The sequence below is a fragment of the Streptomyces sp. NPDC048603 genome (assembly GCF_043199475.1).
Lineage (GTDB): Bacteria > Actinomycetota > Actinomycetes > Streptomycetales > Streptomycetaceae > Streptomyces.
The window spans coordinates 458,986-482,401 of sequence record NZ_JBICVY010000005.1 but is presented as its reverse complement, the minus strand read 5'-3'; the positions used below and the strand labels follow the sequence as shown (position 1 = coordinate 482,401).

28 protein-coding genes are annotated in these 23,416 nt (G+C 69.9%); 16 read left to right on the top strand and 12 right to left on the bottom strand.

What is annotated here, in order from left to right:
* The first annotated feature begins 96 nt into the window (after positions 1-96).
* The 9 genes from ectA (at position 97) to ACGFQ9_RS14925 (ending at position 8,600) form a co-directional block, all read left to right on the top strand.
* Complete coding sequence (ectA, locus tag ACGFQ9_RS14965) at positions 97-642, top strand: diaminobutyrate acetyltransferase (protein WP_393574177.1); 546 nt, start codon at positions 97-99, stop codon at positions 640-642.
* An 80-nt stretch (positions 643-722) separates the two neighbouring features.
* Positions 723-1,991, top strand: coding sequence for a diaminobutyrate--2-oxoglutarate transaminase (gene ectB / locus ACGFQ9_RS14960; protein ID WP_393574176.1), 1,269 nt, complete (start codon positions 723-725; stop codon positions 1,989-1,991).
* A gap of 46 nt (positions 1,992-2,037) precedes the next feature.
* The gene (locus ACGFQ9_RS14955) at positions 2,038-2,442 is read left to right on the top strand and encodes an ectoine synthase (protein WP_393574175.1); all 405 of its coding nucleotides are present in this window, start codon (positions 2,038-2,040) and stop codon (positions 2,440-2,442) included.
* A gap of 70 nt (positions 2,443-2,512) precedes the next feature.
* A complete protein-coding gene (gene thpD, locus ACGFQ9_RS14950; RefSeq protein ID WP_393574302.1) occupies positions 2,513-3,415 on the top strand; it encodes an ectoine hydroxylase in 903 nt (300 codons plus the stop codon).
* Positions 3,416-3,513: 98 nt separating this feature from the next.
* On the top strand, positions 3,514-4,431 hold the full coding sequence (gene ehuB / locus ACGFQ9_RS14945) for an ectoine/hydroxyectoine ABC transporter substrate-binding protein EhuB (RefSeq protein ID WP_393574174.1): 918 nt from the start codon (positions 3,514-3,516) through the stop codon (positions 4,429-4,431).
* Positions 4,432-4,445: 14 nt separating this feature from the next.
* Positions 4,446-5,129: an ectoine/hydroxyectoine ABC transporter permease subunit EhuC gene (gene ehuC, locus ACGFQ9_RS14940; protein WP_393574173.1), complete on the top strand. Its 684-nt coding sequence runs from the start codon at positions 4,446-4,448 to the stop codon at positions 5,127-5,129.
* Complete coding sequence (gene ehuD, locus ACGFQ9_RS14935; RefSeq protein WP_393574301.1) at positions 5,129-5,764, top strand: ectoine/hydroxyectoine ABC transporter permease subunit EhuD; 636 nt, start codon at positions 5,129-5,131, stop codon at positions 5,762-5,764. The genes ehuC and ehuD overlap by 1 nt, the downstream gene beginning before the upstream one ends.
* Before the next feature lie 22 nt (positions 5,765-5,786).
* Positions 5,787-6,548, top strand: a complete 762-nt coding sequence (gene ehuA, locus ACGFQ9_RS14930) for an ectoine/hydroxyectoine ABC transporter ATP-binding protein EhuA (protein WP_393574300.1) — start codon at positions 5,787-5,789, stop codon at positions 6,546-6,548.
* Positions 6,549-6,761: 213 nt separating this feature from the next.
* Entirely contained in the window at positions 6,762-8,600 is a 1,839-nt protein-coding gene (locus ACGFQ9_RS14925; RefSeq protein WP_393574172.1) for a glycoside hydrolase family 15 protein, read from the top strand.
* A 22-nt stretch (positions 8,601-8,622) separates the two neighbouring features.
* On the opposite strand, the gene ACGFQ9_RS14920 is transcribed toward ACGFQ9_RS14925, so the two are convergent.
* The gene (locus ACGFQ9_RS14920) at positions 8,623-9,138 is read right to left on the bottom strand and encodes a hypothetical protein (protein ID WP_393574171.1); all 516 of its coding nucleotides are present in this window, start codon (positions 9,136-9,138) and stop codon (positions 8,623-8,625) included.
* A gap of 254 nt (positions 9,139-9,392) precedes the next feature.
* Positions 9,393-9,680 carry a hypothetical protein gene (locus ACGFQ9_RS14915; protein WP_393574170.1) on the bottom strand — a complete coding sequence of 96 codons (288 nt, stop codon included), beginning with the start codon at positions 9,678-9,680 and terminating at the stop codon, positions 9,393-9,395.
* A 224-nt stretch (positions 9,681-9,904) separates the two neighbouring features.
* Between ACGFQ9_RS14915 and ACGFQ9_RS14910 the strand changes: the two genes are divergently transcribed.
* From ACGFQ9_RS14910 to ACGFQ9_RS14895, 4 genes are all read left to right on the top strand, one after another.
* Positions 9,905-11,179, top strand: a complete 1,275-nt coding sequence (locus ACGFQ9_RS14910) for a cation:proton antiporter (RefSeq protein ID WP_393574169.1) — start codon at positions 9,905-9,907, stop codon at positions 11,177-11,179.
* The gene (locus ACGFQ9_RS14905; RefSeq protein WP_393574168.1) at positions 11,166-11,747 is read left to right on the top strand and encodes a hypothetical protein; all 582 of its coding nucleotides are present in this window, start codon (positions 11,166-11,168) and stop codon (positions 11,745-11,747) included. The genes ACGFQ9_RS14910 and ACGFQ9_RS14905 overlap by 14 nt, the downstream gene beginning before the upstream one ends.
* Positions 11,744-11,953, top strand: coding sequence for a hypothetical protein (locus ACGFQ9_RS14900; RefSeq protein WP_393574167.1), 210 nt, complete (start codon positions 11,744-11,746; stop codon positions 11,951-11,953). The genes ACGFQ9_RS14905 and ACGFQ9_RS14900 overlap by 4 nt, the downstream gene beginning before the upstream one ends.
* An 89-nt stretch (positions 11,954-12,042) precedes the next feature.
* Complete coding sequence (locus ACGFQ9_RS14895) at positions 12,043-12,507, top strand: hypothetical protein (RefSeq protein WP_393574166.1); 465 nt, start codon at positions 12,043-12,045, stop codon at positions 12,505-12,507.
* Positions 12,508-12,575: 68 nt separating this feature from the next.
* On the opposite strand, the gene ACGFQ9_RS14890 is transcribed toward ACGFQ9_RS14895, so the two are convergent.
* The 4 genes from ACGFQ9_RS14890 to ACGFQ9_RS14875 all read right to left on the bottom strand — a co-directional run bounded on the left by ACGFQ9_RS14890 (position 12,576) and on the right by ACGFQ9_RS14875 (position 16,145).
* Entirely contained in the window at positions 12,576-13,640 is a 1,065-nt protein-coding gene (locus ACGFQ9_RS14890; RefSeq protein ID WP_393574165.1) for a PucR family transcriptional regulator, read from the bottom strand.
* A 204-nt stretch (positions 13,641-13,844) separates the two neighbouring features.
* Positions 13,845-14,408, bottom strand: coding sequence for a DM13 domain-containing protein (locus tag ACGFQ9_RS14885; RefSeq protein WP_393574164.1), 564 nt, complete (start codon positions 14,406-14,408; stop codon positions 13,845-13,847).
* Between the two features lie 564 nt (positions 14,409-14,972).
* Positions 14,973-15,149, bottom strand: a complete 177-nt coding sequence (locus ACGFQ9_RS14880; protein WP_393574163.1) for a hypothetical protein — start codon at positions 15,147-15,149, stop codon at positions 14,973-14,975.
* Between the two features lie 120 nt (positions 15,150-15,269).
* The gene (locus tag ACGFQ9_RS14875; protein WP_393574162.1) at positions 15,270-16,145 is read right to left on the bottom strand and encodes a class I SAM-dependent methyltransferase; all 876 of its coding nucleotides are present in this window, start codon (positions 16,143-16,145) and stop codon (positions 15,270-15,272) included.
* Between the two features lie 49 nt (positions 16,146-16,194).
* Between ACGFQ9_RS14875 and ACGFQ9_RS14870 the strand changes: the two genes are divergently transcribed.
* Together ACGFQ9_RS14870 and ACGFQ9_RS14865 are read left to right on the top strand one after the other, a co-directional pair.
* Positions 16,195-16,839 (top strand): PadR family transcriptional regulator, encoded by a 645-nt coding sequence (locus ACGFQ9_RS14870; protein ID WP_393574161.1) that lies wholly within the window; start codon positions 16,195-16,197, stop codon positions 16,837-16,839.
* Between the two features lie 456 nt (positions 16,840-17,295).
* Entirely contained in the window at positions 17,296-18,786 is a 1,491-nt protein-coding gene (locus ACGFQ9_RS14865; RefSeq protein ID WP_393574160.1) for a SulP family inorganic anion transporter, read from the top strand.
* Positions 18,787-18,980: 194 nt separating this feature from the next.
* Here the strand turns inward: ACGFQ9_RS14865 and ACGFQ9_RS14860 are convergent, their stop codons facing one another.
* The 4 genes from ACGFQ9_RS14860 to ACGFQ9_RS14845 are packed head-to-tail and all read right to left on the bottom strand — an operon-like array spanning position 18,981 to position 20,417.
* Complete coding sequence (locus ACGFQ9_RS14860; RefSeq protein ID WP_393574159.1) at positions 18,981-19,202, bottom strand: DUF2180 family protein; 222 nt, start codon at positions 19,200-19,202, stop codon at positions 18,981-18,983.
* Positions 19,203-19,237: 35 nt separating this feature from the next.
* Complete coding sequence (locus ACGFQ9_RS14855) at positions 19,238-19,705, bottom strand: PRC-barrel domain-containing protein (RefSeq protein ID WP_393574158.1); 468 nt, start codon at positions 19,703-19,705, stop codon at positions 19,238-19,240.
* Entirely contained in the window at positions 19,702-20,271 is a 570-nt protein-coding gene (locus tag ACGFQ9_RS14850; RefSeq protein ID WP_393574157.1) for a PRC-barrel domain-containing protein, read from the bottom strand. The genes ACGFQ9_RS14855 and ACGFQ9_RS14850 overlap by 4 nt, the downstream gene beginning before the upstream one ends.
* Positions 20,268-20,417 carry a hypothetical protein gene (locus ACGFQ9_RS14845; RefSeq protein ID WP_393574156.1) on the bottom strand — a complete coding sequence of 50 codons (150 nt, stop codon included), beginning with the start codon at positions 20,415-20,417 and terminating at the stop codon, positions 20,268-20,270. Before ACGFQ9_RS14845 ends, ACGFQ9_RS14850 begins: the two co-directional genes overlap by 4 nt.
* Positions 20,418-20,639: 222 nt before the next feature.
* On the opposite strand from ACGFQ9_RS14845, the gene ACGFQ9_RS14840 reads away from it, so the two are divergent.
* Positions 20,640-21,296: a class I SAM-dependent methyltransferase gene (locus ACGFQ9_RS14840; RefSeq protein ID WP_393574155.1), complete on the top strand. Its 657-nt coding sequence runs from the start codon at positions 20,640-20,642 to the stop codon at positions 21,294-21,296.
* Here ACGFQ9_RS14840 and ACGFQ9_RS14835 read toward each other — a convergent pair.
* Positions 21,266-21,799, bottom strand: coding sequence for a hypothetical protein (locus ACGFQ9_RS14835; protein WP_393574154.1), 534 nt, complete (start codon positions 21,797-21,799; stop codon positions 21,266-21,268). The two genes, ACGFQ9_RS14840 and ACGFQ9_RS14835, sit on opposite strands and share 31 nt — an antisense overlap.
* Positions 21,796-23,046 (bottom strand): molybdopterin-dependent oxidoreductase, encoded by a 1,251-nt coding sequence (locus ACGFQ9_RS14830; protein ID WP_393574153.1) that lies wholly within the window; start codon positions 23,044-23,046, stop codon positions 21,796-21,798. Before ACGFQ9_RS14830 ends, ACGFQ9_RS14835 begins: the two co-directional genes overlap by 4 nt.
* Positions 23,047-23,416: the final 370 nt, after the last annotated feature.

Genomic DNA, 23,416 nt, shown 5'->3' with positions numbered 1-23,416 from the left:
CGCCGGACAGAGACCTGCAGTTATCACGGTCAACACCCATGGCGGAACCCCCGCACGGCATGTCATTTCGTCCGCCGCTGGGTAACTTCGGCCCCCATGACCACTGCTCATGCAGACCCGGCCCACCCCCGCACACCCCCTCGCTCGCCTTCCAGCCTGCACATCGACAGCCCCGGCCCCGAAGACGGCCCCGCTCTGTGGCAGCTGGCGCGCGAGGCGAAGACCCTGGACGTCAATTCCGTCTACAGCTACCTGCTCTGGTGCCGTGACTTCGCCGGCACCTCCGCTGTCGCCCGCGACCGCACCGGGCACGTCGTGGGCTTCGTGACCGGCTACGTCCGTCCCGACGCCCCGGCCACCCTGCTGATCTGGCAGATCTCCGTCGCCGAATCGGTGCGTGGCCTGGGCGTCGCCGGCGCACTGCTCGACGCCCTCTCACTGCGTGTCGCCACCCAGCGCGGCATCGACTGCCTGGAGACCACCATCACTCCCGGGAACGTGGCGTCCGAGCGACTGTTCGCCTCGTACGCGGAGCGACACGGCGCCCAGGTCAAGCGGGAGGTCCTGTTCCCGGCGGAGCAGTTCCCCGGCTCCGGGCATGAGCCCGAGGTGCTGCACCGCATCGCACCCCTGTCCTTCTGAACGCAACCGCCCGTCGCAGGCACTGACCGCCGCCCGCGCTCACTGGGCGGCCGGAAGCCGAAACCCACTGGAGAAAGACCTTGACCACGACAGTACCGAGCCGGACCGTCTTCGAGACCGTGGAGTCGGAGGTGCGCAGCTACTGCCGTGCCTGGCCGGTCGTCTTCGATCGCGCGGAAGGGAGCCGGCTCCACGACGAACAGGGCCGCTCCTACCTCGACTTCTTCGCCGGGGCGGGCTCGCTGAACTACGGCCACAACAACCCCGTCCTCAAGCGCGCCCTCCTCGACTACATCGAACGCAACGGCATCACGCACGCCCTGGACATGTCGACCACGGCGAAGCGCGCCTTCCTGGAGACCTTCCACTCCGCGATCCTCGAACCCCGGGGGCTCCCGTACAAGGTGATGTTCCCCGGCCCGACGGGCACGAACGCCGTCGAGGCAGCCCTGAAGCTGGCCCGCAAGGCCAAGGGGCGCGAGGCCGTCGTGTCCTTCACCAACGCATTCCACGGCATGTCCCTGGGATCGCTCGCGGTGACCGGCAACGCCTTCAAGCGTGCCGGGGCCGGCATCCCCCTGGTCCACACCACACCCATGCCGTTCGACAACTACCTGAACGGACGGGTCCCGGACTTCCTCTGGTTCGAACGGCTGCTGGAGGACCAGGGGTCCGGTCTCAACCACCCCGCAGCCGTGATCGTGGAGACCGTACAGGGCGAGGGCGGGGTCAATGTGGCGCGGGCCGAGTGGCTGCGCGGCCTCGCCGACCTGTGCCGGCGGCGCGACATGCTGCTGATCGTCGACGACGTGCAGATGGGCTGCGGCCGGACCGGTGAGTTCTTCTCCTTCGAGGAGGCGGGGATCACCCCCGACATCGTCACGGTGTCCAAGTCCATCAGCGGTTACGGGCTGCCCATGGCCCTGTGCCTGTTCAAGCCCGAGCTCGACCTCTGGGAGCCCGGCGAGCACAACGGCACCTTCCGCGGCCACAACCCCGCCTTCGTGACCGCGACGACAGCCCTGGAGACCTACTGGCGTGACGGAGCCCTGCGCGAGCGCACCCTCGTCAACGGCGGGCGGATCGAGCGGGCCTTGCGCGAGCTGTGCGCCGAACACGGACGGCTCGGCGCCACCTACCGGGGGCGCGGCCTGGTCTGGGGACTGGAGTTCACCCACAAGGAACGCGCGGCGGCCGTGTGCCGCAAGGCGTTCGAGTACGGCCTGCTCGTCGAGACCTCAGGACCCCAGGACGAAGTGGTCAAGCTGCTCCCGCCCCTCACCGTGTCGGACACCGAACTCGACGAGGGCCTGGAGATCCTCGCCCGGGCCGTGCGCGAGACCACCTGAGCACCACCCACCAGCCCCGCACCGAGCAACGAAAGGCAACGCCACCGTGATCGTCCGATCGTTCCGGGACCTCGAGGGAACCGACCGCCATGTGAAGTCCGCCTCCGGGACCTGGGAGAGCAAACGGATCGTCCTGGCCAGTGAACGGGTCGGCTTCTCCCTCCACGAGACCGTGCTCTACGCCGGCACCGAGACCTCCATGTGGTACGCGAACCACGTCGAGGCCGTGGTCTGCCTGGAGGGCGAGGCCGAACTCACCGACGAGGAGACCGGCGAGACCCACCAGATCGTCCCCGGAACCATGTACCTGCTCGACGGCCACGAGCGCCACACCCTGCGCGTGAAACGGGAATTCCGCTGCCTGTGCGTCTTCAACCCGCCCGTCACCGGGCGGGAGGACCACGACGAGGACGGGGTGTACCCGCTGCTCACCGAACCGGACCCCATCTGACGTGGCTGAAGCGTCCGACCTGACCGCCAGCGAACCGGCCGAAGCCGAAAGGAACGAGGACAGCACCACCATGAGTATTGCTGCCGACCGCACCGTCACCGACCTCTACCCCACCAGGCGAGCCGAGGAGGCCTTCATCGGGCGCAAGGACCCCGTCGTCTGGTCCGAGCCCGGAACTCAGGGCCCGTTCTGGGCCCGGGAACTGGAGCAGTTCGACCGCGACGGCTTCCTGCCCGTCGAACAGCTCATCACCCCCGCCCAGGTGGAGACGTACCGGACCGAGATGGACCGTCTGCTCGCCGACCCCGCCGTGCGTGCAGACGACCGGTCCATCGTGGAGCGCAAGTCCGGCTCCGTCCGGTCGGTGTTCGAAGTCCACCGGATCAGTGAGGTCTTCGCCGAGCTGGCCGCCGACCCGCGAATCGCCGACCGGGCCCGCCAGATCCTCGGGTCCGACGTGTACGTGCACCAGTCCCGCATCAACCTCAAGCCCGGCTTCGGTGCGACCGGCTTCTACTGGCACTCCGACTTCGAGACCTGGCACGCCGAGGACGGGCTGCCGCACATGCGCACCGTTTCGGTGTCCATCGCGCTGACGCCGAACTACTCGACCAACGGCGGACTCATGATCATGCCGGGATCGCACCGGACCTTCCTGGGCTGCGCCGGTGAGACCCCCGAGGACAACTACAAGAGGTCGCTCCAGATGCAGGTGGCCGGTACGCCCTCGGACGAGGCACTCTCCAAGTTCGCCTCCGCGTGCGGCATCCGGCTCTTCACGGGCGAGGCCGGCTCCGCCACCTGGTTCGACTGCAACGCGATGCACGGCTCTGGCGACAACATCACCCCGTACCCGCGCAGCAACGTCTTCCTGGTGTTCAACAGCGTGGAGAACCGCCCCGTCGCCCCCTTCGCGGCCCCCGTACGACGCCCCTCCTACATCGCGTCACGGGACTTCACGCCCGTCGGCTGATCCCCGTCACGTCCGCGGGCGCACAGAGGTCCGGGCCGGCGGTTCCTCCACCGCGGCCCGGACCCGCGCGCGCCTCACCCCGGAGAAAGGAAAGCCGGATGCCCCGGCCCGCCCACCCCAGTCGCAGGAGCTTCCTCTCCCGTACGGCCCTGCTCGCCGGAGCCGTACTGATCCCGCCCCTGACCACCGCGTGCAGCAGGACAGAACCGGGCAGCGGAGCCCCGACGGGGGACCCCGCGCTGCTGGACAGGCTGCGCGAGCGGGGGTTCGTCCGCGTCGGCTTCGCCGGGGAGGCGCCCTTCGGCTTCCAGGACGGCGGCGCCCTGGCCGGAGAGGCGCCGACCCTGCACCGGGAGATCTTCACCGCGCTGGGCGTACCCGAACTGCGCCCGACGCTGACCGACTTCGGTGCCCTGATCCCCGGACTCCTCGCCGACCGGTTCGACGTGGTGAGCGCCGGCATGGCCATCACCCCCGAGCGGTGCGCCAAGGTGATCTTCTCGGAGCCTGAGTTCGTCTCCCCCACCGCGCTGATGGTCCGCAAGGGCAACCCGCGCGGGCTGTCCGATCTGAAGTCCTGCGCCGACCGGGGCGTGACGGTCGGGGTTCTCACCGCTGCGGTGGAAGCCGCGTACGCGAAGGCCGCGGGCGTCGCTCCATCGGCAGTGAAGGCGCTCGCCAAGCAGCAGGACGGTCTCGACGCCCTGGTCGCTGGGCGGATCGACGCCTTCGCCCTGACCGGAATCTCGCTGCGCTGGCTCGCCAAGGTCAACCAGGGGGCGGAGGTAGAGGTACTGGAACCCTTCGTGCCCGAGCTGGACGGTAAGCCTCAGTACAGCCCGGGCGGGGCCGTCTTCCGCCCGGGTGCCGGGCAGCTCAGGGACGCCTTCAACCGGGAACTGGCCGGCATCACAGGGGATCCGGCCCGGTACGTACGCCTGATCGGCGCCTACGGATTCACCGAGCGCGAGGTGCCTCCGCCTTCGCTGCGGACCTCCGACCTCTGCCGGGCGTGACGGACGGGGCAGGTATGAACGACTTCTTCGAGGAGTTCGTCCGGGCCGCGCCGCAGGTGGGCGAAGGGTTGTGGATCACCGTCCTGGCCACCGTGCTGGGTGCCGCCGCGGCCCTGGTGGTGGCGCTCGCGCTCGGCCTTCCATCGTGTTCGCCGAGGCGGTCGGTACGTGCTCCGGCCCGTCTGGCGGTCGAGTTCCTCCGCGGTACCTCCCTGTACGTCCAGCTCTTCTGGCTCTTCTTCGCGCTGCCCGTGCTCGGCTTCCGTCTGGAACCGCTGGCCTGCGGGGTGCTGGCCCTGGGCCTTAACCACGGCGCGTACGGCGCGGAGGTCGTCCGCGGGGCGGTCGGCGCCGTTCCCCACTCACAGCGGGAGGCAGCGATCGCTCTCGGGATGGGTCCCTGGCTGCGCATGCGGCGGATCGTGCTGCCCCAGGCCGTGGTGCTGATGATCCCGCCCTTTGGAAACCTCCTCATCCAGCTGCTGAAGGCCACGCCTCTGCTCTCGCTGATCACCATCTCCGACCTGACCTTCCAACTGGACCAGCTCCGGTCCGCGACCGGGGACACCTCCACCGCGTATCTGACCCTGCTGCTGATGTACTTCGCGCTCGCGGCCCTCCTCTCCTCCGGAATGAAGGCCCTGGAATCGGTTGCGGCGAACCGGCTCGGCCGGAGTACGAACGGGGGCGAGGCGTGATGTGGTCCTGGGAGACTGCGTGGGAGGGCCTGCCCGCGGTGCTCCAGGGCTTCGGGCTCACACTGGCGGCCACCGCGCTGGGCTCGGTGCTCGCCCTGTTCCTCGGCCTGGTGGTCGCCATACTCCTGCGTGCACCGACCCGATGGATCGCCCTGCCGGTCGCGGGCCTGGCCGAGTTCATCCGCTCCACCCCGCTGCTGGTCCAGTTGTTCGCCGCCTGGGTGCTCGTCCCCGGCGTCGACGCCCTCACCCTCGGGACCGTTGTGCTGGGCGTCCACTACGCGACGTACACGGCACAGGTCTACCGGGCCGGCATCGACGCCGTTCCCCTGGGGCAGTGGGATGCCTGCGTCGCGTTGTCGCTGCCGCGCCGGCGCGTGTGGCGGGCGGTGGTACTGCCGCAGGCGATCCGCAACGTGCTGCCGTCCCTCGGCAACTACGTCATCTCGATGTTCAAGGAAACGCCCTACCTGGCGGTGATCGCCGTACCGGAGATGGTCCACCGGGCGAACGAGTACGGCAGCACCCACTTCGCCTACCTGGAGGCTTACACCACGGCGGCGGTGATCTTCCTGCTGGCGAGCTGCCCCACTTCCCTGCTCATGCGACGTCTGGAGAAGCGACTTGCCCACTGACGCGAAGACGCACGGTTCGGAGATGATCCGCTTCGAGGGGGTGGTGAAGCGGTTCGGCGCGCGCACGGTCCTGGACGGCCTCGACCTGAGCGTCGCGCCCGGCGAGCGGGTGACGCTGATCGGGCCCAGCGGTTCGGGGAAGACCACCATCCTGCGGCTGCTGATGACCCTGGAGAGGGTCACGGAGGGCACCATCCACCTGGCCGGGCGCCCGTACTCCCACATGTCCCAGGGGCCTGCGGGACGGCTCGTGCCGGCCGACGAGCGCTACCTGCGCATCGCCCGGCGGCGCGTCGGCATGGTGTTCCAGCAGTTCAACCTCTTCCCGCACATGAACGTGCTGGAGAACGTCGTCGAGGCCCCGGTGCACGTGCTCGGCCTGGACCGGGACGAGGCGGAGGACCATGCGAGGAAGCTGCTCGACCTCGTCGGTCTGGCGGCCCGCCGGGAGGCCCATCCGACCCGGCTCTCCGGCGGCGAACAGCAGCGGGTGGCGATCGCCCGGGCCCTCGCGATGCGTCCCGAGGTCCTCCTGCTCGACGAGGTCACCTCGGCTCTCGATCCGGAGCTCGCGGCGGGCGTGCTGGACGTGCTGCGCGACATCGCCCGGACGACGGACATCACCCTGCTGTGCGTCACTCACGAGATGGGCTTCGCCCGCGAGGTCTCGGACCGGGTCCTGATGTTCGACCACGGCCGCGTCCTGGAGTCCGGCCCGCCCGATCGGGTCTTCGAGGCACCGGATCACGAGCGCACGAGGTCCTTCCTGCGCGCGGTCCTGTGATCGGCGGCCATGTTCCCGGGCGGCGGGCGGGCCGACGCCCGCCGGTCTACGCCGTCGGGTCCTGGGTAGGCGCTTGGGTAAGGGGGTGACAGCGGACCGGCCGCCGCCTGCCTCGGGAGGAGCCATGGACACCCAGCTCGGTGCTCCCGCCCCTATCGGCATTCCGGTGGCGGCGCCGATGGGCCGCGTGTCCCCGGGGAGGGGTCACTACCGATGACCGGCTGGCGATCGCTCTCCTCCGAGGACCGGCAGTCGCCGATCGAGGACCACGGGCTCATCGGCGACGGGACGACGTGTGCCCTGGTCGCCCGGGACGGTTCGATAGCCTTCCTGTGCGTGCCGCGGTTCGACTCGCCGCCGCTGGTGTGCCCCCTGCTGGCCCCGGACCGGGGTGGAGAGTTCCGGCTGGCGGTCGCCGGAGCCACCCACAGCCGGCAGCGCTACCTGGCAGGCACCGGCGTGCTGGTCACGGAGATCCGGTCGCCCCACGGTGCCGTCGAGGTCACGGACGGTATGCGTCTGAGGCCCGGAGCGGTCCTGGAAGAGGACGCCGCCGCCGGCACCGGAACCTTGATCCGTCTGGTACGAGTGCTGCACGGCCGGCCGGCGGTGTCCCTTCACTTCGCACCGCGGGGAGGGTCACTCGTCGAGGGCTCCGCCGAGGAGCTGCGGATGTGGTGCCCGCGTCAAGGCGTGAAGGTGGTCCTCCGGAGCTCCCGCCCGCTGCCACGAGGGCCCGGCGTTCCCCTACGGGAAGGGGAACGCCTGTGGATCGCCCTCCAGTGGGGCCCTAGCGCCGGTTCACCGGCGGAGGTGGACGACGACCCACTCGCCGAGACCGTACGACGGTGGCGGGCTTGGTCCGGCCGACTCGTCCAAGACGTGCCCCAGCGCCGGCTCGTCCACCGTTCCGCCATCACCCTCAAGCTCCTGGACCACTTCGCCAACGGAGCCATCGTGGCCTCGGCGACATCCTCGTTGCCCGAACGCATCGGGGGCGACCGCAACTGGGACTACCGGTACTCCTGGATCCGGGACGCCGCCTATACGGTCTTCGCGCTGCGGCGGATCGGTCTGCCCATGGAGGCCGGCGGCTTCCTGACGTGGGTACTGGACGCGGTGGACGCGTCCGGGGGCCCTCGGGTCGTCTACGACATCGACGGGCGCCCCGCACCCCTGGAAGTAGTCGATCCGGAACTGTCCGGCTACCGCGGGTCGAGGCCCGTGCGCTGGGGCAACGACGCTGCCCGCCAGACGCAGCACGACGTCTACGGTGAGGTGCTGGACTGCGCCTTCCAGTGGGCGGCTACGGGCGGGACCTTCGCTCCCGGCCTCTGGAAACGGCTCACCGCCCTCGCGGAGGCCGCTCGCACCGCATGGGCGAGGCCCGACCACGGAATCTGGGAAGTCCGGTCATCGCCCCGGCCCTTCACCTATTCAGCGGCGATGTGCCAGGTCGCCCTGGACCGCGCGGCAAGGCTGTCCCGGCGTCTGGGCCTGCCCGGTGACGCGGAGGGGTGGGAGGCCGACGCCGAGGCCATCACCCGTCACATCCTGGACAACGCCTGGGATCCGATACGACGTGCCCTGACCGAACACCTCGCCCCGGACGGGGGACTGGACGCCTCGCTCCTCGCACTGCCGCTGCGACGGGTCCTGCCCGCGGACCATCCGAAGATGGTCGCGACGTGCCGGGCGGTCGCCGAACAGCTGGACGCGGGTGGCGGGCTCCTCTACCGCTATCTGCCCGAGGAGTCCCCGGACGGGGTGGGCGGCCCGGAAGGCGCCTTCCTGCTCTGCTCGTTCTGGCTGGTGGACAACCTCGTCGGACAGCGCCGGGTGGGGGAAGCAGTGGAATTGTTCGACCGGCTGTGCGCGTACTCGAACGAGCTCGGCCTACTGCCGGAACAAGTCGCTCCGGGCGACGGGGCGTTCCTCGGCAACTTCCCCCAGGGCCTCAGCCATGTCGGGCTCGTGTCGTCGGCGGTCCTGATCGCCCGGGCGACACACGGCCTCATCCCCGAACTGTCCACCCACGCCTGGTTCTCGTGATCGGGAAAGACCACGGAACCGGTCAGCTGTCAGCGGGACAGGATCCCAGATTGCGGCCTTGAGCTCCGTCGGCCACGGGTGTGACGCCACGGGTAACGGGTCGCGGCAGCAGCGGCATCTCCATTCCCTGGTAGGAGATGTCGTAGACCCCACCTGTGCGCAGTGCGTCGTACTGCTCCGCGGCCGTGCTGTCGGGGACGTCCCCGAGGCGGAAGTCGCCCTCGCTGGTGCGGATGAGCCGGTCCCGGCCGTCCTCCTCCTTGCCGCACAGGATCGCTGTCACCGTGCGGACGTCGTCCCGCTGGCGGAACTCTCTGTAGAAGAGCCACCCGCCGAGCGCGGCCACGGCCACGAGCACCAGGCAGCCCCATCCTGCGCATCCGCACCCCGAGGACCCGGACGACCTGGGCGTGCGTGATGAGCCGCGCGAGGCCGCGTACGGAGACCGGGGACCGGTGAGGTTCTCCGCGGCCTGCTGGTTGCGCTCCCATTCCTCCTTGCGCCTGAGCTCGCGGAAGTACTCGTCGGAAGAGCTCACATCTCCCACCCCCGAATGCCGCGCGGACCGGCCGGATCCCTATTGCCCTCCGTCATTCCCGGCCAACGCCATGGCAACTCCTGTCACGAGGAAGCTCAGGCCAATGACCACGACGGGAAAGCCGGGACCGGGAAGGACGTACATTGCCGCCCCCAGGCAGGCGACCGGAAGGCCGAGGGCCGCGAGCACGCGACCGAGACGTCTTTCGTCCCTCACCCAGCGGTAGAGGGCGGCACGGCAGCTACGAAACCGCATCAGCGCGTGCTCCCCATGGTGCTCGCACGGAGGAAGCAGGCCGCCGCGCCTAGCGCACAGAGCACCCCCGCTGCCGTACAGGCCATGACGAACGCCGGCGGCGCCCCTACCAGCCGGGGAACGGCATTCAGCGGCGCTGCCAGGTAGAGCCACAGCGCCGCCCATCCGAGTGTCCGCGCCTGCCGGGTGCGATCGCGGAGGCGCGAGGGGGCCCAGCCGGACATCAACGCCACCGCGGGCAGGAGCAGCAGAATCGTCGTGATGCCCAGCGCAGTCGCGTGGATCATGGGGCTTCCGTTCATAGGCGCCGTTCCGGAATGAGGCGCTCACCTTACCCGGAACCTACATGGCGCGTTCATGCCGACGACCGGCAATGAAGGAGGGCGAGCGCTGCCGTCAGGAACCCGTCAGGGCCGCGTAAGGGATACGTAAAATCCATTTCGGTGTGCCGGGAAGCCTGGTCGGCGGTCAAGGGGACACCTCTCACTCGCCGATCGGGGGCTCGTTTTCCATGGTGCTCGTCGCTGTCTTCGGGGTCGTACTGCTCATCGCGGTCCTGCTGTCCGGGCTCGCCGCCCGGACCGTCCTGTCCACCTCACTCCTCTTCCTCCTGGGCGGGGCGCTCGTCAGTGACGGCTTCCTGGGCCTGATCCACATCACGCCGGACAGCGAGATCGTCGCGGTCACCGCGGACCTCGCCCTGTTCGCCGTGCTGTTCACCGACGGCATGCACGTCTCGTTCCCGGCGCTGCGCCGGAACTGGAGGAACCCCGCGCGGGCGCTGGGTCTGGGCATGCCGCTCGCCCTCGTGGGCATGGCGCTGGTCACCCACTACCTGGTGGGGCTCGACTGGACGACGTCGTTCCTGGTGGGAGCCGTGCTCGCGCCGACGGACCCGGTGTTCGCCTCCGCCATCGTGGGACGCAAGGAGGTGCCGGCGAAGCTCCGGCAACTGCTGAACGTCGAGAGCGGGATCAACGACGGGCTCGCCCTGCCCGTCGTGCTCGTCCTGATCGCCGCAGCCGGCCCCACCACGGCGCACGCGGAGGCCTCGCTCGGAAAGATCGGGCTGGAGCTGCTGCTGGGCCTCGGCTTCGGCGTCGTACTGCCGCTGCTGCTGGCGGGCCTGGTCCGGGTACGGAACCTGGGCGCCGAGCCGCGGCTCCAGCCGCTGCTGCCGCTGGCCACCGGCATCATCCTCTACGGGCTGTGCCACCTCACCCACGCCAACCCCTACCTGGCGGCCTTCTCCGCGGGCGCGGTCATGGCCAGTGTCTCGCCGGAAGCCAAGGAGGTCTTCGAGCCTCTTGGCGAGGCTGTGGCGGAACTCGCCAAGTTCGCCGCGCTGCTGGTCTTCGGCGCACTGCTCACGCCGGCGCTCTTCGGTGACCTGTCGTGGGGCGGCTACGCGGCCGTGGTGCTGGCCATCGTGCTCATCCGGCCCGCGTCCCTGCTGGTGTCGCTGCTCGGCACGAAGTTCGAGATGCGGGAGAAGCTGGTCGCGGCGTGGTTCGGCCCCAAGGGCTTCGCGTCGGTGGTCTACGGCCTGCTCGTCCTCCAGGCCGGCATCCCTCAGGGCGAGACCGCGTACACCCTGATCGCGATCTGCATCGCCTTCTCGATCGTCGCCCACAGCAGCACGGACGTTCCAGTGGCTCGCCTGTTCCACGTCGAGGGCGACGCCGGCGTCCCGAGCGGCAGGCTCCTCGCGGCGACGAAACCGGCTGGCGAAGCGCACGACCCGGCGGAGCCGGCTCCGCGACTGGAGGGTCATGTTCGGACCTGAGGCACCCCACCCCACTCGCCAAGACGTACGAAGGGAAGGACGTCGCCCGGTCAAGGGAACCCTGGCCGGGCTCGGCGGACTGGCCTCCCTCGGCTCGGCCGCCGTCGCGTTCGCCGCTGTACGCGCGGAAGTGCCGGACGAACCGGACGAGCAGACCTACGCGGCGTCGCTGCCGGCCGGTGACGAGCTGAGCGCGCAGGTGGGACACGTGGATATCGCTGGTGGCGGGTCGAGCGACATGGCGCAGGCCATCGTTCCGCTGGCGACCGAAGGTCCGCTCTACTCCATGGCCTTGGCCCTCGTCACACTGGTCATCGGCACGCTGGGCGTGTTCGCCGGCTGGTGCCTGCTGAGCCCACCGGGGTGGGTGTTCCGGGATCGGTCGAAGACCCTGACGGTGGCGGCGTGGGCAGCCCTGGCCCTGATCGCCGACTCGTTCCTGATCCTCTGGCTGCTGCTCTGGCTGGGCGGGCCCTACTGGCTGCATCCGCTGCTCTGGCTGCTGACGGTGGTGCCCGGCGCCGTCGTATCCACGGTTGCTCTCCGGATGAAAGGTGCCCGTGCATGACATCGACACGACCCGTGCGGATCCTGGCCGGAGCCGCCGCCTGGTGGGGCCTGGTGACCGCCGCACTCTGGCTGGGCGGCCTCCTCCTGGGCCAATCGGCTCCCCTGTCCGGATGTGCCCTCGGCGCCCTCCTGATCATCGCGATCGGAGAGATCGGCGACCGCGTCCGCAGGGCTTGGACAACCACGCGGCGACGACCCCATTGACCGTCACAAGGACCTCTGGCCGGACCGACTCCCTCGGATAGGGGACATCCCATGAAGATCAGCGATCCCGACGGCATCAGGGACGACCGGTGAACGAGCAGCCCGTATTCGTACGCCACGCGCGGACCCGCCAGTACATGTACAACCCGCGCAACCCTGTGGGCCGCGCCCTCATGGTCATCGCACCGATCGCCGCGATCAGCGTCCTCTACTCGCTCTACAGCAGTTGGCACTGGAGCGAAGGCGAACTCCGTACGGCCGTCCACCAAGCCTCCGACGCCCTGAACGCCAAACCCCACTACGCGAGCCGCACCACACCCCAGGAGGACCTGGTCCGCAACGCCGTGGAGGAGAGCGGCACAGGTCCGGGTCACGGACTGAGCGTCCGTGGAGACGGCGTCGCCGGCTACACGATCTCCACGGAAGACACCGAAGGTGCGTTCTGCATGTACCTGACCCTGACCCCGGTGTACACCGGCAACGCATATCCCGCCGCCCTCGAACGCCACCACGTCATTGCGACGGTGGCCGAGGGCCCCTGCCGACAGCCATGACACCCGCAAGCGGTACTGCATGAGCATCACCATGACCGGGGTCGACCCGGGCGATGCGTCACGGGCCGTCACTGCTCCTGCTGCGGCCAGTCCAGCAGCCGGGCACCGATGACAGCCGTCTGCAAGGTGTATCGGTGGCGCGGATCCCCGGGATCGGCCCCAGTGAGCTTGTGGATGCGTTCGAGGCGGTACGTGAAGGCGCGGACGCTCAGCGACAGTACGCGGGCGGCATCGGTGGCCACGCAGCCCGCGTCGAAGTAGGCGTGGAGGGTGTCGATGAGCGGCCTCGCGCCGCCCCGCGCCTCCCGGAGGGGTCCGAGGACGGTGCTGACCAGATCGGCCATGGCCTGCCGGTCGCGCCCGAGGACCGGGTAGACCAGCAGGTCCGCCGCGTGCAGGACCGGCCCTTCCAGATCGATGCGCCGGGCGAGGTCAAGGGCGTTGAGGGCCTCCTCGTATGAGTGGACCACTCCCCCGGCGCCCGCGTGAGTCCGGCCGATGGCGACCAGGCCGCCGTCAGTGGCCGCGTACGCCTGTTTGGCGAAGTAGGCGAGGACGTCGGGCTGGTCACCGGGGGCGACGCAGATCAGGCGGCCGTCCTTGGTGGTCAGCAGGATGCTGCGGTTGCCGAACCGGGCCAGGACGGCCGCCTCTATGCCCCGGACGATGCTGTAGCCGTCCCCGTACGGTTCCGGGCCCTGGGCCACCGCCACCGCGTGGGCCTGCGACAGGCGCAGGCCGAACCGCTCGGCGCGCTCCGCGAGCCGGCCCAGGTCGCTGCCGCCGTACAGCAGGTCGTCGATGAACTCCCGCCGCGCGGCCTCCTGCTGTCGCACCGCCTGCTGCTGAGCCCTCTCGTACCCCTCCGCGAAGGCGTCGACCGCCTGCTCCAGCGCAGCGAGCAGGTAGGGAAGCTCCCGTACGGGGAGCTCCGGCTGGATGTCACGGGCCAGGGCCAGGTGGGCGCGGACGAGCGCCCGTAGCCCGACGCCGGCCTCGGCGGCTCGTTCGCCCGCGTCGCGGCGGGCCTCCAGCTCGTCGCGGGTGAAGCGGCGGCCGGTGACGCAGGCCTCGCGCAGGAGGCCTGCGCTGCCCTCCAGATACTGGTCCGTCTTCGGCTGCTCGTCGCTCACCCTTCGCCCCGCCCCTTCGTGCACGTCACTGGCCGAGGGCCAGCCTGCCATGTCCCCAGCACGCGAGGCGCCGCAGGTCAGGTCGCAGCCACGGCTCGGCCCAAGGGAGCGGCGAACCGATACCACCGGTGTTCGAAGGGAGGGGGTGGGGAGGTCTCCAGGCAGGCTCGCGTGGACCTCGGGACGGGCACCCGCCGAGACCGACTACGCCTTGGCGAGTTCCGCAGCCCCGAAGGAGACGTCGAATCGGTCGCACCAGATCGCGACACTGGAGTAGTCGGCGAGGTTCACGTCCGCGGGGATCTCGTAATTCTGGTCGCCCTTGTTTCCCTTGAGCTTGCCCAAGCTGACGTACTTGCCGTCGTCGAAGACGCGCCAGCCCGCCACGCCCTCCTTCACCGGGGCGTCGGTCAGCCACACCCGCAGGTCCGGGCCGTTGCTCGTGTCCAGCCCCTCCAGCCGGAGCACGTGGGAGCCGTCAGCCAGCCGGACGACCTTGGCGGCGCCCTTCGTGTCGTGCTCGTGGCTGATGAACGAGCCCTGGGTCAGGGTCTGCGGCGCGGCCGGCGGCGCCGGGGCAGCGGAGACGGTCCCCGAAGGGCTCCCGCTCGGCGCAGTCGGCGAGGCGGCGGGCAGGGCTTCACTGACCGTCTCGTCCTGCCACAGCTTCCACGGCTGGAACAGGTAGAGCCCCACCACCAGGGCGACCGTCACCACGACGGCGACACCCGCCACCAACGGCCCGCGCCGCCCACGACCCAGCTTCATCCCACGACTCCCTGCTCCGCGCCCGACGGGCGATGTGTCTTCCGACCGCATTCAACTGGATGCCGGGTTCACAAACCATTACGCCCGCATTACGGACGGGCGGACCCGGCTCCCACGGTTTTCCGGCCATGCACCGGGCCGGGGCCGGTCATTCCGCCCCCGGACCCTCCCAGAGGGCTACCGCTGGTACAGACCTAACCGCCATGATCACGCCGCCACCTCCTCGGTGGAGATCACCCCGATCGACCTGTGGCGCCCCGTCTCCGCGATCCGAGACGGCAGCCTCGACCCCCGCTCCCCGGTCAAGGCCCGTTCTTCACCAGCTTCAGCCAGGCCGCCCTCGAGGACGCGGAAAGCCGGATCTGGCTCGGGGTCCACTTCCCCTGGGACGCTGAGGACGGGCTCGTTCTCGGCGACAAGGTCGCGGATCACGTCCGCACGAAGCTGATCTCGTTCAAGTAGCCGGCTGCTGCCCGCCCGTCCGCGGTTTCTCCGCTGCCGGGTGGGCGGGGCCACAACGAGCGACGGCCAGCCCAGAACCGCGACCCCGAGCACCCGGCCCGATCACCGCTGCCGCGCCGCGACCCACAAAGCGAGCAACGCGGCACCGGCGAGCACCGTCATGGCCAGAAGCAGCGAATCCGGCCCGGCATCCAGGTACATCACGAGGCCGGCCGCGGTCAACACCGCACCGAAGACCAGCAACGGCGCGGCGGGACCGATCGGTGAAGTGGGGGACATCGTGTCTCCTGGCAGGCAGTGGACTACCTAGGGGCTCCATCCTCGCATCTCGGGGATATACGTTCACTGATCGGATCGCCGCTGGGACACAGCACCCAGTGCCCGGTTGGAGTCGCGCCCTCAGGCCTCGCGGACGGCCTTCACGAGCCAGGTGGCCGACGCGTAGAAGACTCCGTCGGGCTGCTCGTGCCGCGTCAGCGAGTCGCGCAGGGCACGTAGGGCACCGGCGCGCCCCTCATCGTCGAGATCCTCGAGCATCCAGCCCAGCAAGCCGCTCACGAAGCGGTGCGCGGCGTCGGCCTCCGCCCCGAACCACATCGGAGCGCCCTGCCCGCGGATGACGACGTCGGTGAATCCGGAGCCGGCCAGTACAGCACGGATGCGGTCGGGGTCCGCCAGAGCGAACGGGCCCGGAGCCCCCGGCGGCGGTGTGGGCATGGTGCGCCCTGCGGCCATGGCCTCCCGGAAGTCGGAGAACCACTCGTTGCGGGCCGGTTCCTGCCAGACGAGCTGCACGAACCGCCCGCCGGGGCGGAGTGCCGCGGCGATGTTGCGGAAGGCGGCGACCACGTCGGCGAAGAACATAGTCCCCGTCCGGCTGATCGCCACGTCGAACGCTTCCCGAGGCATGGGGTGGATTTGGGCGTCCGCCTGCTCGAAGACGACGTTGTCCAGACCCTCTGCGACCGCGCGGCGCCTTGCCTCCCGGAGCATGGCGGCCGAAAGGTCGATCCCGACCACCCGTCCATCCGTGGCGATCCGTGCGGCGTCCCGAGCGGTCTCCCCCGTTCCACAGCCGATGTCCAGCACCGTCTCGCCAAGCCCGATTTCCGCGGCCTCGAAGAACGCATCGCGGTAGGCCCGCAGGGCCCTATCGAACACATCTGCGTGCTCTGCCCAGTAAGCGCCCTCGTCACCGTCCCACGCGCGAGCCTGCTCGGCATTGGCCGGATCGGCCCTCATCACCTCGGGCATCCCCATCACCACCTGAGACATATACTCCCAAAGGGACTACTCATTTCTGGCATACGCCTCAGAGGCCACCATGTCAACCGCCCCGACACTCACCACTACCTCCTACGCCATCCTCGGCCTGCTGGCGGTGCGGCGGTGGAGTACGTACGAGCTCGCACAGCAGATGGACCGGAGTCTGGGACGGATCTGGCCCCGCGCGCAGAGCAAGATCTATGAGGAGCCGAAGAAGCTGGTCCGGCTGGGCCTGGCAGAGGCCAGCCGGGAGACGGTCGGTCGGCGCCCCCGCACCGTCTACGGCATCACCCCCGACGGCCGCCAGGCACTCGCCTCCTGGCTTCACGTGCCCGGGACCGGCCCGGCTCTGGAATCCGAGCAGCTGCTCCAGGTCTTCTTCGCCGATTCCGGCACCAGAGCCGACACCCTCGCCACGCTCCGGGCCGCTCGCGCGTGGGCTGATGAGCGCAACGAGGACAATCTCTCCGCCGTCGAGGCCTATAGGGCCGGAACGGGCCCCTTTCCCGAGCGAACCGCTCAGACCATGCTCGTCGGCGGCTTCCTCACCGAGTACTACCGCCTCGTCGCCTCGTGGGCCGAGTGGGCCGCCGGAATCGTCGAGGGCTGGCCCGAGGACCCGCGCGCCGCCCAGGCCCCGCCGACGGAACTGGAGCGGATCGATCGGCGGGCGCACTGGCCCGAGCAGTTCGGCCACGAGTGATCCGCCGGGGCACGGCACCGCAGGTCGAAATGCAGGCAGGGCGCCCTCCGCCACCCTCGGCAGACCTGGGCGACACCGATCCCTGCCCCGGCGTCCCGGTATGGTGGCTCGTGGCGAGGGCGGCCTGCGGGTTCGTCCCGCCGTTTGCCGTGTCGGGGCCTACGACGCCCCCGGCCATTTCCGATTGCTGCAGGAGAGAAGCGTGCGCGTGCCCATCACGTTCGACGCCGCCGCCTGCCCACCGTGACGCTTCGCGCCAGGACGTAACACCCTCGCACCCCTCACCGCAGGGGTCGGGCCCCCTTCCCAGCGTTCCGGTTCCGAGCCCGTCGGAGCCCCTGCGGGGTGCCGACCCCGGCACCGCCGCGTCTTCCCGCCCGCCCCAGCCCGGCCCGCCGAGCGGGATGCGCCCGAACACGACAGGTCTTGTCTCCCTTGCCTTCTGCTGCCACTCCTGTGTCCCCTGCCGCGCGCCTGCGTGGCCTGAAGCCCGACTGGATCTCGGACCCGAAGGTCTGGCGCACCGAAGTGCTCGGCGGGCTGGTCGTCGCCCTGGCCCTCATCCCCGAGGCCATCTCGTTCTCGGTCATCGCCGGTGTCGACCCGGCGCTCGGCCTGTTCGCCTCGTTCACCATGGCCGTCGTCATCTCGATCGTCGGCGGCCGGCGGGCGATGATCTCCGCCGCCACCGGTGCCGTCGCGCTCGTCATAGCCCCGCTGAACCGCGAGCACGGTCTGGGCTACCTCATCGCGGCCGTCATCCTGGCCGGCGTCTTCCAGATCGCCCTGGGCGCCGTGGGGGTCGCGCGGCTGATTCGGTTCATCCCTCGTTCCGTCATGGTCGGCTTCGTCAACTCGCTCGCCATCCTGGTCTTCATGGCCCAGGTCCCCGAGATGCGTGACGTCCCGTGGGCCGTCTATCCGCTGATCGCCGCCGGCCTGGGGCTCATGGTGTTCTTCCCGAAGGTCACCACCGTGATCCCGGCCCCGCTGGTATCCATCGTCATCCTGACCACGATCACCGTCGGCGCGGCCATCGCGGTGCCGACCGTCGGCGACAAGGGTGAGCTGCCCTCGTCCCTGCCGGTGCCGGGCCTGCCGGACGTGCCGTTCACCCTGGACACGCTGACGACGATCGCGCCGTACGCCTTCGCCATGGCGCTGGTCGGCCTGATGGAGTCCTTGATGACCGCGAAGCTGGTCGACGACATCACCGACACCCATTCCAACAAGACCCGTGAGTCGATCGGCCAGGGCATCGCCAATATCGTCACCGGGTTCTTCGGAGGCATCGGCGGCTGCGCCATGATCGGTCAGACGATGATCAACGTGAAGGTCTCCGGCGCCCGCACCCGCCTGTCGACGTTCCTCGCGGGCGTGTTCCTGATGGTGCTGTGCATCGTGTTCGGCCCGATCGTGTCCGATATCCCGATGGCTGCCCTGGTCGCCGTCATGATCATGGTCTGCTTCGCAACTTTCGACTGGCACTCCATCGCGCCCAAGACGCTCAGGCGGATGCCCGCGGGCGAGATCGCCGTCATGGTGATCACCGTTGCCTGCGTGGTGGCCACCCACAACCTCGCCGTCGGCGTCGTGGTCGGCTCGGTCACCGCCATGGTCATCTTCGCCAAGCGCGTCGCCCACCTCGCCGAGGTCACCGCCGTGGTCGACCCCGACGGCAGCACCGTCGTCTACCGGGTCACCGGCGAACTGTTCTTCGCTTCGTCCAACGATCTTGTCGGCCGGTTCGACTACGTCTCCGACCCCGACAGGGTCGTCATCGACCTGAGTGCGGCGCACATCTGGGACGCCTCGTCCGTCGCCGCCCTGGACGCGATCGAGACCAAGTACGCCCAGCGCGGCAAGATCGTCGAGATCACCGGCCTCAACAACCCCAGTGCCGACCTCCACGGCACGCTCTCCGGCAAACTCTCCGGCAACCACTGACGCTGCACGGAAACCATGGGAGCCCCGGCCTTCCGCCACGGCTCCCATCTGTTCCGCAGTGCTGGTTCGGCCTCGGCGGTGGGCGGTCGAGTCCAATCACGTTCAACTGCGTGCCGGACTCCGAGAGGATTTAGGGGCGGCCGACCCGGCCGAGGTAAGGGCAGCAGCCACCCCACGCCCTACTGCGCTCCCGATCAAACCGGTCCGGGCACAGTTGCCTCGGCCGACGCGCAAACGGGGCAGACGACTCGCCGCGCGGGAAGCTCCGTCGTGGTCTTACCCAGCCCTGCCGGGCGGTGCAGCTCGTGTGCCTCGACCCGCAGGTGATCACCACAGAGTCCCACTCCGCATTCCCGGCAGACAGCGACCGCAGTCCGGACCGGACCGGGCCCTGTGGTGCATTCGTAGCAGTTCATGTGCATCCACCCTTCAACGGCAGGGCGCGTCGGTCTCAGCCGGAAGCAGAGCCCGAACCGCTCTCGTCGGCCTCACGGATCGCCTGATCTGTGATCACGACGGCGAAATCGCCAACGCCGAGAAGTCGGGCGCCGTCCAGCACGTCGGCAGCTGTCGTCAGGCTGACCAGCCTGCCGTCCTCCTCGTCGAAGGTGACATCGCGGACCTCGCCGAGCCGCCGGCCTCGGTCCGTCAACAGCGACTTCCCTATGGGGCCGGATTGCCGGCCGGACACGGACGCATCGGCGAAAGGACCTGCCCCATGATTGATCATGACTGCGTCCGGACCGATGGCACGTACCTCTGCCCATGCGACGAGCTCGTCCCCGCGAGCCGTGTGCATATGAACGAATTCCACCCGGGCAGGTGCAGGAGCCAGCACCACACCAGTCACCTTGCCCACTCGCTCGGCCGTGTCGGCCGCCACGACCGGCAGGCGGATGACGTCTCCGAACCGCTTCACGACGCTTCCTCCCGCAACGCCCGCTCCAGTCCGCGAGCGGCCTCACGGAATCCAGTGAGGTCCTCCGTGGTGAACCGGACGGAGGCCACGGGCACCACCACGTTCTCGCGCGTGGCCGCGATGGGCAGAGGGACAGGCATCATGACTGTTCCGCGGCCTGCGCCCTGGTGGCCCAGGCGGACCTCGTACCCAACCGCCCACGCGGCGTCGTCCGCCACGTCGAGTATCACGTCCGTCACCCGACCCACATCTTCGCCCTCCACCGTGAGCACAGCAGCCCCGTTAACCCCGCATCCAGTGCCCCCGGTCGACTCGGTCTCGTCCGGCCCGACCACCATCGAGCGGTTGACGACCATAACGGCGTCGGGCCCGAAGGCGCGGACATTGCTCCAGGGCAGGATCTCGCGCAACGGCCCGGACAACAGGCCCCGGCCGTTGAGGGTAAACGTCGTCACACGGCCGTCCGCCGCACCCAGGACCACGTCCTTGACCTGGGCGATCGCATCCCCGTTCAGGGTTACAACCGGCCGACCCACGACATCGGCGACGCGTATCAGGAACCTCATCCCGGTTTGCCTCCGCCCTCGCTCGGCGGATGGTGCTGCTCGACCACCGCTTCGCCCCGTCGGCGGCGCGCTTGTGTGACAAGCGCCGAGACTGCGATCACCGCGAGGATCACGAGCACTGCGATCACCCAGAGCCACCATTCCATGATCCGGCCCTCCGTCCCGCTTTGCTGTGCTCCCCCTTTAGTGCCTGCCCCGCCCGGACCGCCCCATGCCTGTCCTCTGGCCGGGCCCGGTCCCGGATCGCTGGCCTCAGAAGGCGCCGCTATCCCCTGTGCGTCGTAGACGAGCACCGGGGCGCGGTCCGATCGGGTGGAATCCACCTCGCCCCGCGCACTGCGATCTGGCCATGCGGCCAAACATGGGAAGTGACCGTCCACGACCCCGAAGGATGGAGCAGCGGCCCCTACGCGGCGGCGATCCGAACGCAGCAGGGTGACCTGTCGCTGCGTGACGCCGAGGGCTGGTACCTACCACTGGACCTCGAACGATGGTGCGCGGCGGCAGACGCCGGCGACCGGGCCGTACTGCGGCGGTGCAGGGGCCGGGTGCTGGACATCGGCTGCGGGGCCGGCCGACTCGTGGAGGCGCTGATCCGTCGGGGACACACCGCGCTCGGCATCGATGTGTGTCCTTCGGCGGTCCGCGCCACGGCCTGCCGAGGAGGCGCCGCACTGCACCGGTCGGTGTTCGATCCGCTGCCCGACGAGGGTGGGTGGGGAACAGCACTGCTGATCGACGGCAACATCGGCATCGGTGGTGATCCCCGAAAACTGCTGCTCCGGATCAGAAGTCTGGTGCACGGGCACGGGCAGCTCCTGGTGGAGACCGCTCAGGAGGATGTGGACGAGCGCCGCCGGGTCCGGATCCACGTGGGTCGCCGCCCCGTGGGCGCGTTCTTCCCCTGGGCCGCCGTCGGCGCCGCAGCGCTGGACCGTCATGCCCGTGCCTCGGGGTGGATCACGACCGAACGATGGTCCTCCGCCGAGGGCCGTCACTTCCTGGCCTTGCGCGCCCTGGCCTGAGCCCGCGCGGCACGCCTGCTCGCCCTGGTTCCGTGCCACATCCGTAGGAGGAGGACGGCGGCCGAGGCGGCGAAGAGAGAGGCGGTGATCAGCAGCCAGCGCGCCAGAAACCCGTCCGCGGGAAGACCCGTGTACGCCGTGAAGTGATCCACCCGACGCAGGATGAGGGGCCACCAGACGAGCAGGAGGACACCGGCGACGAAGGCCGGCACGCGGACGTAGTTGACGCTCACCCGCCCCGCGGGATGCCCGGGCCCGGAAGTCCCGAAGCAGGCCTGCGCCGCCCGGTCCGTCACCGAGTACAGGGGCAGCAGCACCAGGTCGTGGACCAGGGCCGCTCCGACGAACCAGAGGGCCACGCCGAAGGTGTCTCCCTTGAGGAGTCTCAGGCCCGCGTAGACGGCGAGGGCGAAGGAGGCGAGGACGAGGAGCAGGTGGAGCGGGGAGGCGCCGTAGCGGCGCCGGAGGGCGATCCCGCCCGCGTGCGGGAGGTGGAACTTCACGTCGGCCCTCCGAAGGTGAGGCGGGTGACCCACTTGGTGTTGTGGACGCCAGGGGCGCCGGGGACGATCACCCGGGCCGGGTAGCCGTGATCGTGGGAGAGGACGGCCCCGTTGACGCGCACGGCGAGGAGCGAGCGGGCGTCCCGGGCCTGGTTGTCGCGCAGGACCACGGAGCGGAACGACCCGCCGCGCTGCACCGACTCCACGAGCACCCGCGGGGTGTCGGTGCCGAGCCCGACGAGCGCGGCCAGGTCGGTGAGGCGGACCCCGCTCCAGTGCTGGTCGGGGGTGGACCAGCCCTCCACGCAGGCGATGGGCAGCGAGGACTCGCTCTGGGGCAGGGACAGCAGCTGGTCGTAGGTCAGGTCCACCTGTCGGCCGGCGCCGCGTACGGTCAGCCGCCAGGCGGGGCCGATGTCGCTGGGCCGGATCCCGACGGAGGCGGCGGTCTTGTTGATCTGGAAGCCGTTCGGGCCGGAGCCGGGGTCCTGCCCGTGCGGGGCGAGCAGCGCCGTCTGCCGGAACCATCCGCCCACGCTCTGCCCGGCGGTCACCGCCAGCAGTGCCAGCGACCCCAGCCCGATCATGCCGAGTGCGCCCCGGCGGGAGATGGTCGGCGCCGCCGGGCGCGGGGAGACCAGGCCCGCCGCGTCCTCCGTACCGGGCGCCGGCTCCCCCAGCCTGGGCCCTACCGCGTGCAGGGCCTTCGGCAGCCGGAAGGCCACGTGGACCACGAAGGCGCCGATGAAGACCCAGGCTCCGTAGAAGTGCAGGGTGTAGAAGGAGCCCGGGAAGATGTAGTGCAGCTGCACGTTGAGGATGCCGGTGACGAACTCGAAGCCCGCGCCTCCCACCAGAAGGAGCAGCGACAGCCGATCGATGCCGTGGGCGACCGACCGTACGGGGGGCCATTCGAAGAGCTTCGGGATGACCGACCACAGTTTCGCCAGGAGTACCGGTACGAGCACGATCCCGAGGGTGACGTGCACGCCCTGGGTGACGCGGTAGAGCCAGTACGGGGACGTCGGCCAGGAGAACAGGTAGAAGCCGAGCCACCCCTTGTCGGGCGTCTGGTCGTTCAGCGCCGCCAGGTCCGGGTTGTACGCCGCGTACGACAGCAGGCCCGTCACGAACAGCACCGTGATACCCGCCAGCAGGACCAGCCCGAGCACCGAGGTCAGCCAGGGGCCCCGCAAGGGGCTGCGCCAGAACTCCGGGCGCGAGGGCCCGGGCGGCGGACCGGCCATCCGTGCGGTTCCCAAGGCCGACCGAAATCTCGTAGACCACTGCGGCGCGGCTTCGTCCGCTTCCGGTGCCGCATCTGAGGCGCGACCCGCCGCAGCCGGCACACTGTCTTTCTCCCGTCCCGGATGCGCGTGTACCGCATCTTGCGGAATGGGCCGCGGCGGCTCTTCGGAACCGCTCTGCCCGCTTCCGCTCGCACCCAAGGCACACCTCCACAGACTCCCCGAATCGAGACTTCCGGGGCATAGCCCGCACAGGAGAACATGCCGCACGGGGCCATAAGTGCGCTCGTGACACGCCAGACTCGATCAGGCCTCGCTACGGCCGCGGCCGATGACTCCCAGACGAGGCCTCTCACACCGGTGTGCGCAG

Bases quoted from the DNA above. Each gene is read 5' to 3' on its own strand.
- ehuB (WP_393574174.1), top strand. From the start codon at position 3,514: ATGCCCCGGCCCGCCCACCCCAGTCGCAGGAGCTTCCTCTCCCGTACG.
- ACGFQ9_RS14830 (WP_393574153.1), bottom strand. From the start codon at position 23,046: ATGGCCGGTCCGCCGCCCGGGCCCTCGCGCCCGGAGTTCTGGCGCAGC.
- ehuD (WP_393574301.1), top strand. From the start codon at position 5,129: ATGTGGTCCTGGGAGACTGCGTGGGAGGGCCTGCCCGCGGTGCTCCAG.
- ACGFQ9_RS14885 (WP_393574164.1), bottom strand. From the start codon at position 14,408: ATGAAGCTGGGTCGTGGGCGGCGCGGGCCGTTGGTGGCGGGTGTCGCC.
- ACGFQ9_RS14875 (WP_393574162.1), bottom strand. From the start codon at position 16,145: ATGTCTCAGGTGGTGATGGGGATGCCCGAGGTGATGAGGGCCGATCCG.
- ACGFQ9_RS14915 (WP_393574170.1), bottom strand. From the start codon at position 9,680: ATGATCCACGCGACTGCGCTGGGCATCACGACGATTCTGCTGCTCCTG.
- ACGFQ9_RS14910 (WP_393574169.1), top strand. From the start codon at position 9,905: ATGGTGCTCGTCGCTGTCTTCGGGGTCGTACTGCTCATCGCGGTCCTG.
- ACGFQ9_RS14900 (WP_393574167.1), top strand. From the start codon at position 11,744: ATGACATCGACACGACCCGTGCGGATCCTGGCCGGAGCCGCCGCCTGG.
- ACGFQ9_RS14925 (WP_393574172.1), top strand. From the start codon at position 6,762: ATGACCGGCTGGCGATCGCTCTCCTCCGAGGACCGGCAGTCGCCGATC.
- ACGFQ9_RS14850 (WP_393574157.1), bottom strand. From the start codon at position 20,271: ATGAGGTTCCTGATACGCGTCGCCGATGTCGTGGGTCGGCCGGTTGTA.
- ehuA (WP_393574300.1), top strand. From the start codon at position 5,787: ATGATCCGCTTCGAGGGGGTGGTGAAGCGGTTCGGCGCGCGCACGGTC.
- ACGFQ9_RS14870 (WP_393574161.1), top strand. From the start codon at position 16,195: ATGTCAACCGCCCCGACACTCACCACTACCTCCTACGCCATCCTCGGC.
- ACGFQ9_RS14880 (WP_393574163.1), bottom strand. From the start codon at position 15,149: ATGTCCCCCACTTCACCGATCGGTCCCGCCGCGCCGTTGCTGGTCTTC.
- ACGFQ9_RS14905 (WP_393574168.1), top strand. From the start codon at position 11,166: ATGTTCGGACCTGAGGCACCCCACCCCACTCGCCAAGACGTACGAAGG.
- ectA (WP_393574177.1), top strand. From the start codon at position 97: ATGACCACTGCTCATGCAGACCCGGCCCACCCCCGCACACCCCCTCGC.
- ehuC (WP_393574173.1), top strand. From the start codon at position 4,446: ATGAACGACTTCTTCGAGGAGTTCGTCCGGGCCGCGCCGCAGGTGGGC.
- thpD (WP_393574302.1), top strand. From the start codon at position 2,513: ATGAGTATTGCTGCCGACCGCACCGTCACCGACCTCTACCCCACCAGG.
- ACGFQ9_RS14845 (WP_393574156.1), bottom strand. From the start codon at position 20,417: ATGGAATGGTGGCTCTGGGTGATCGCAGTGCTCGTGATCCTCGCGGTG.
- ACGFQ9_RS14860 (WP_393574159.1), bottom strand. From the start codon at position 19,202: ATGAACTGCTACGAATGCACCACAGGGCCCGGTCCGGTCCGGACTGCG.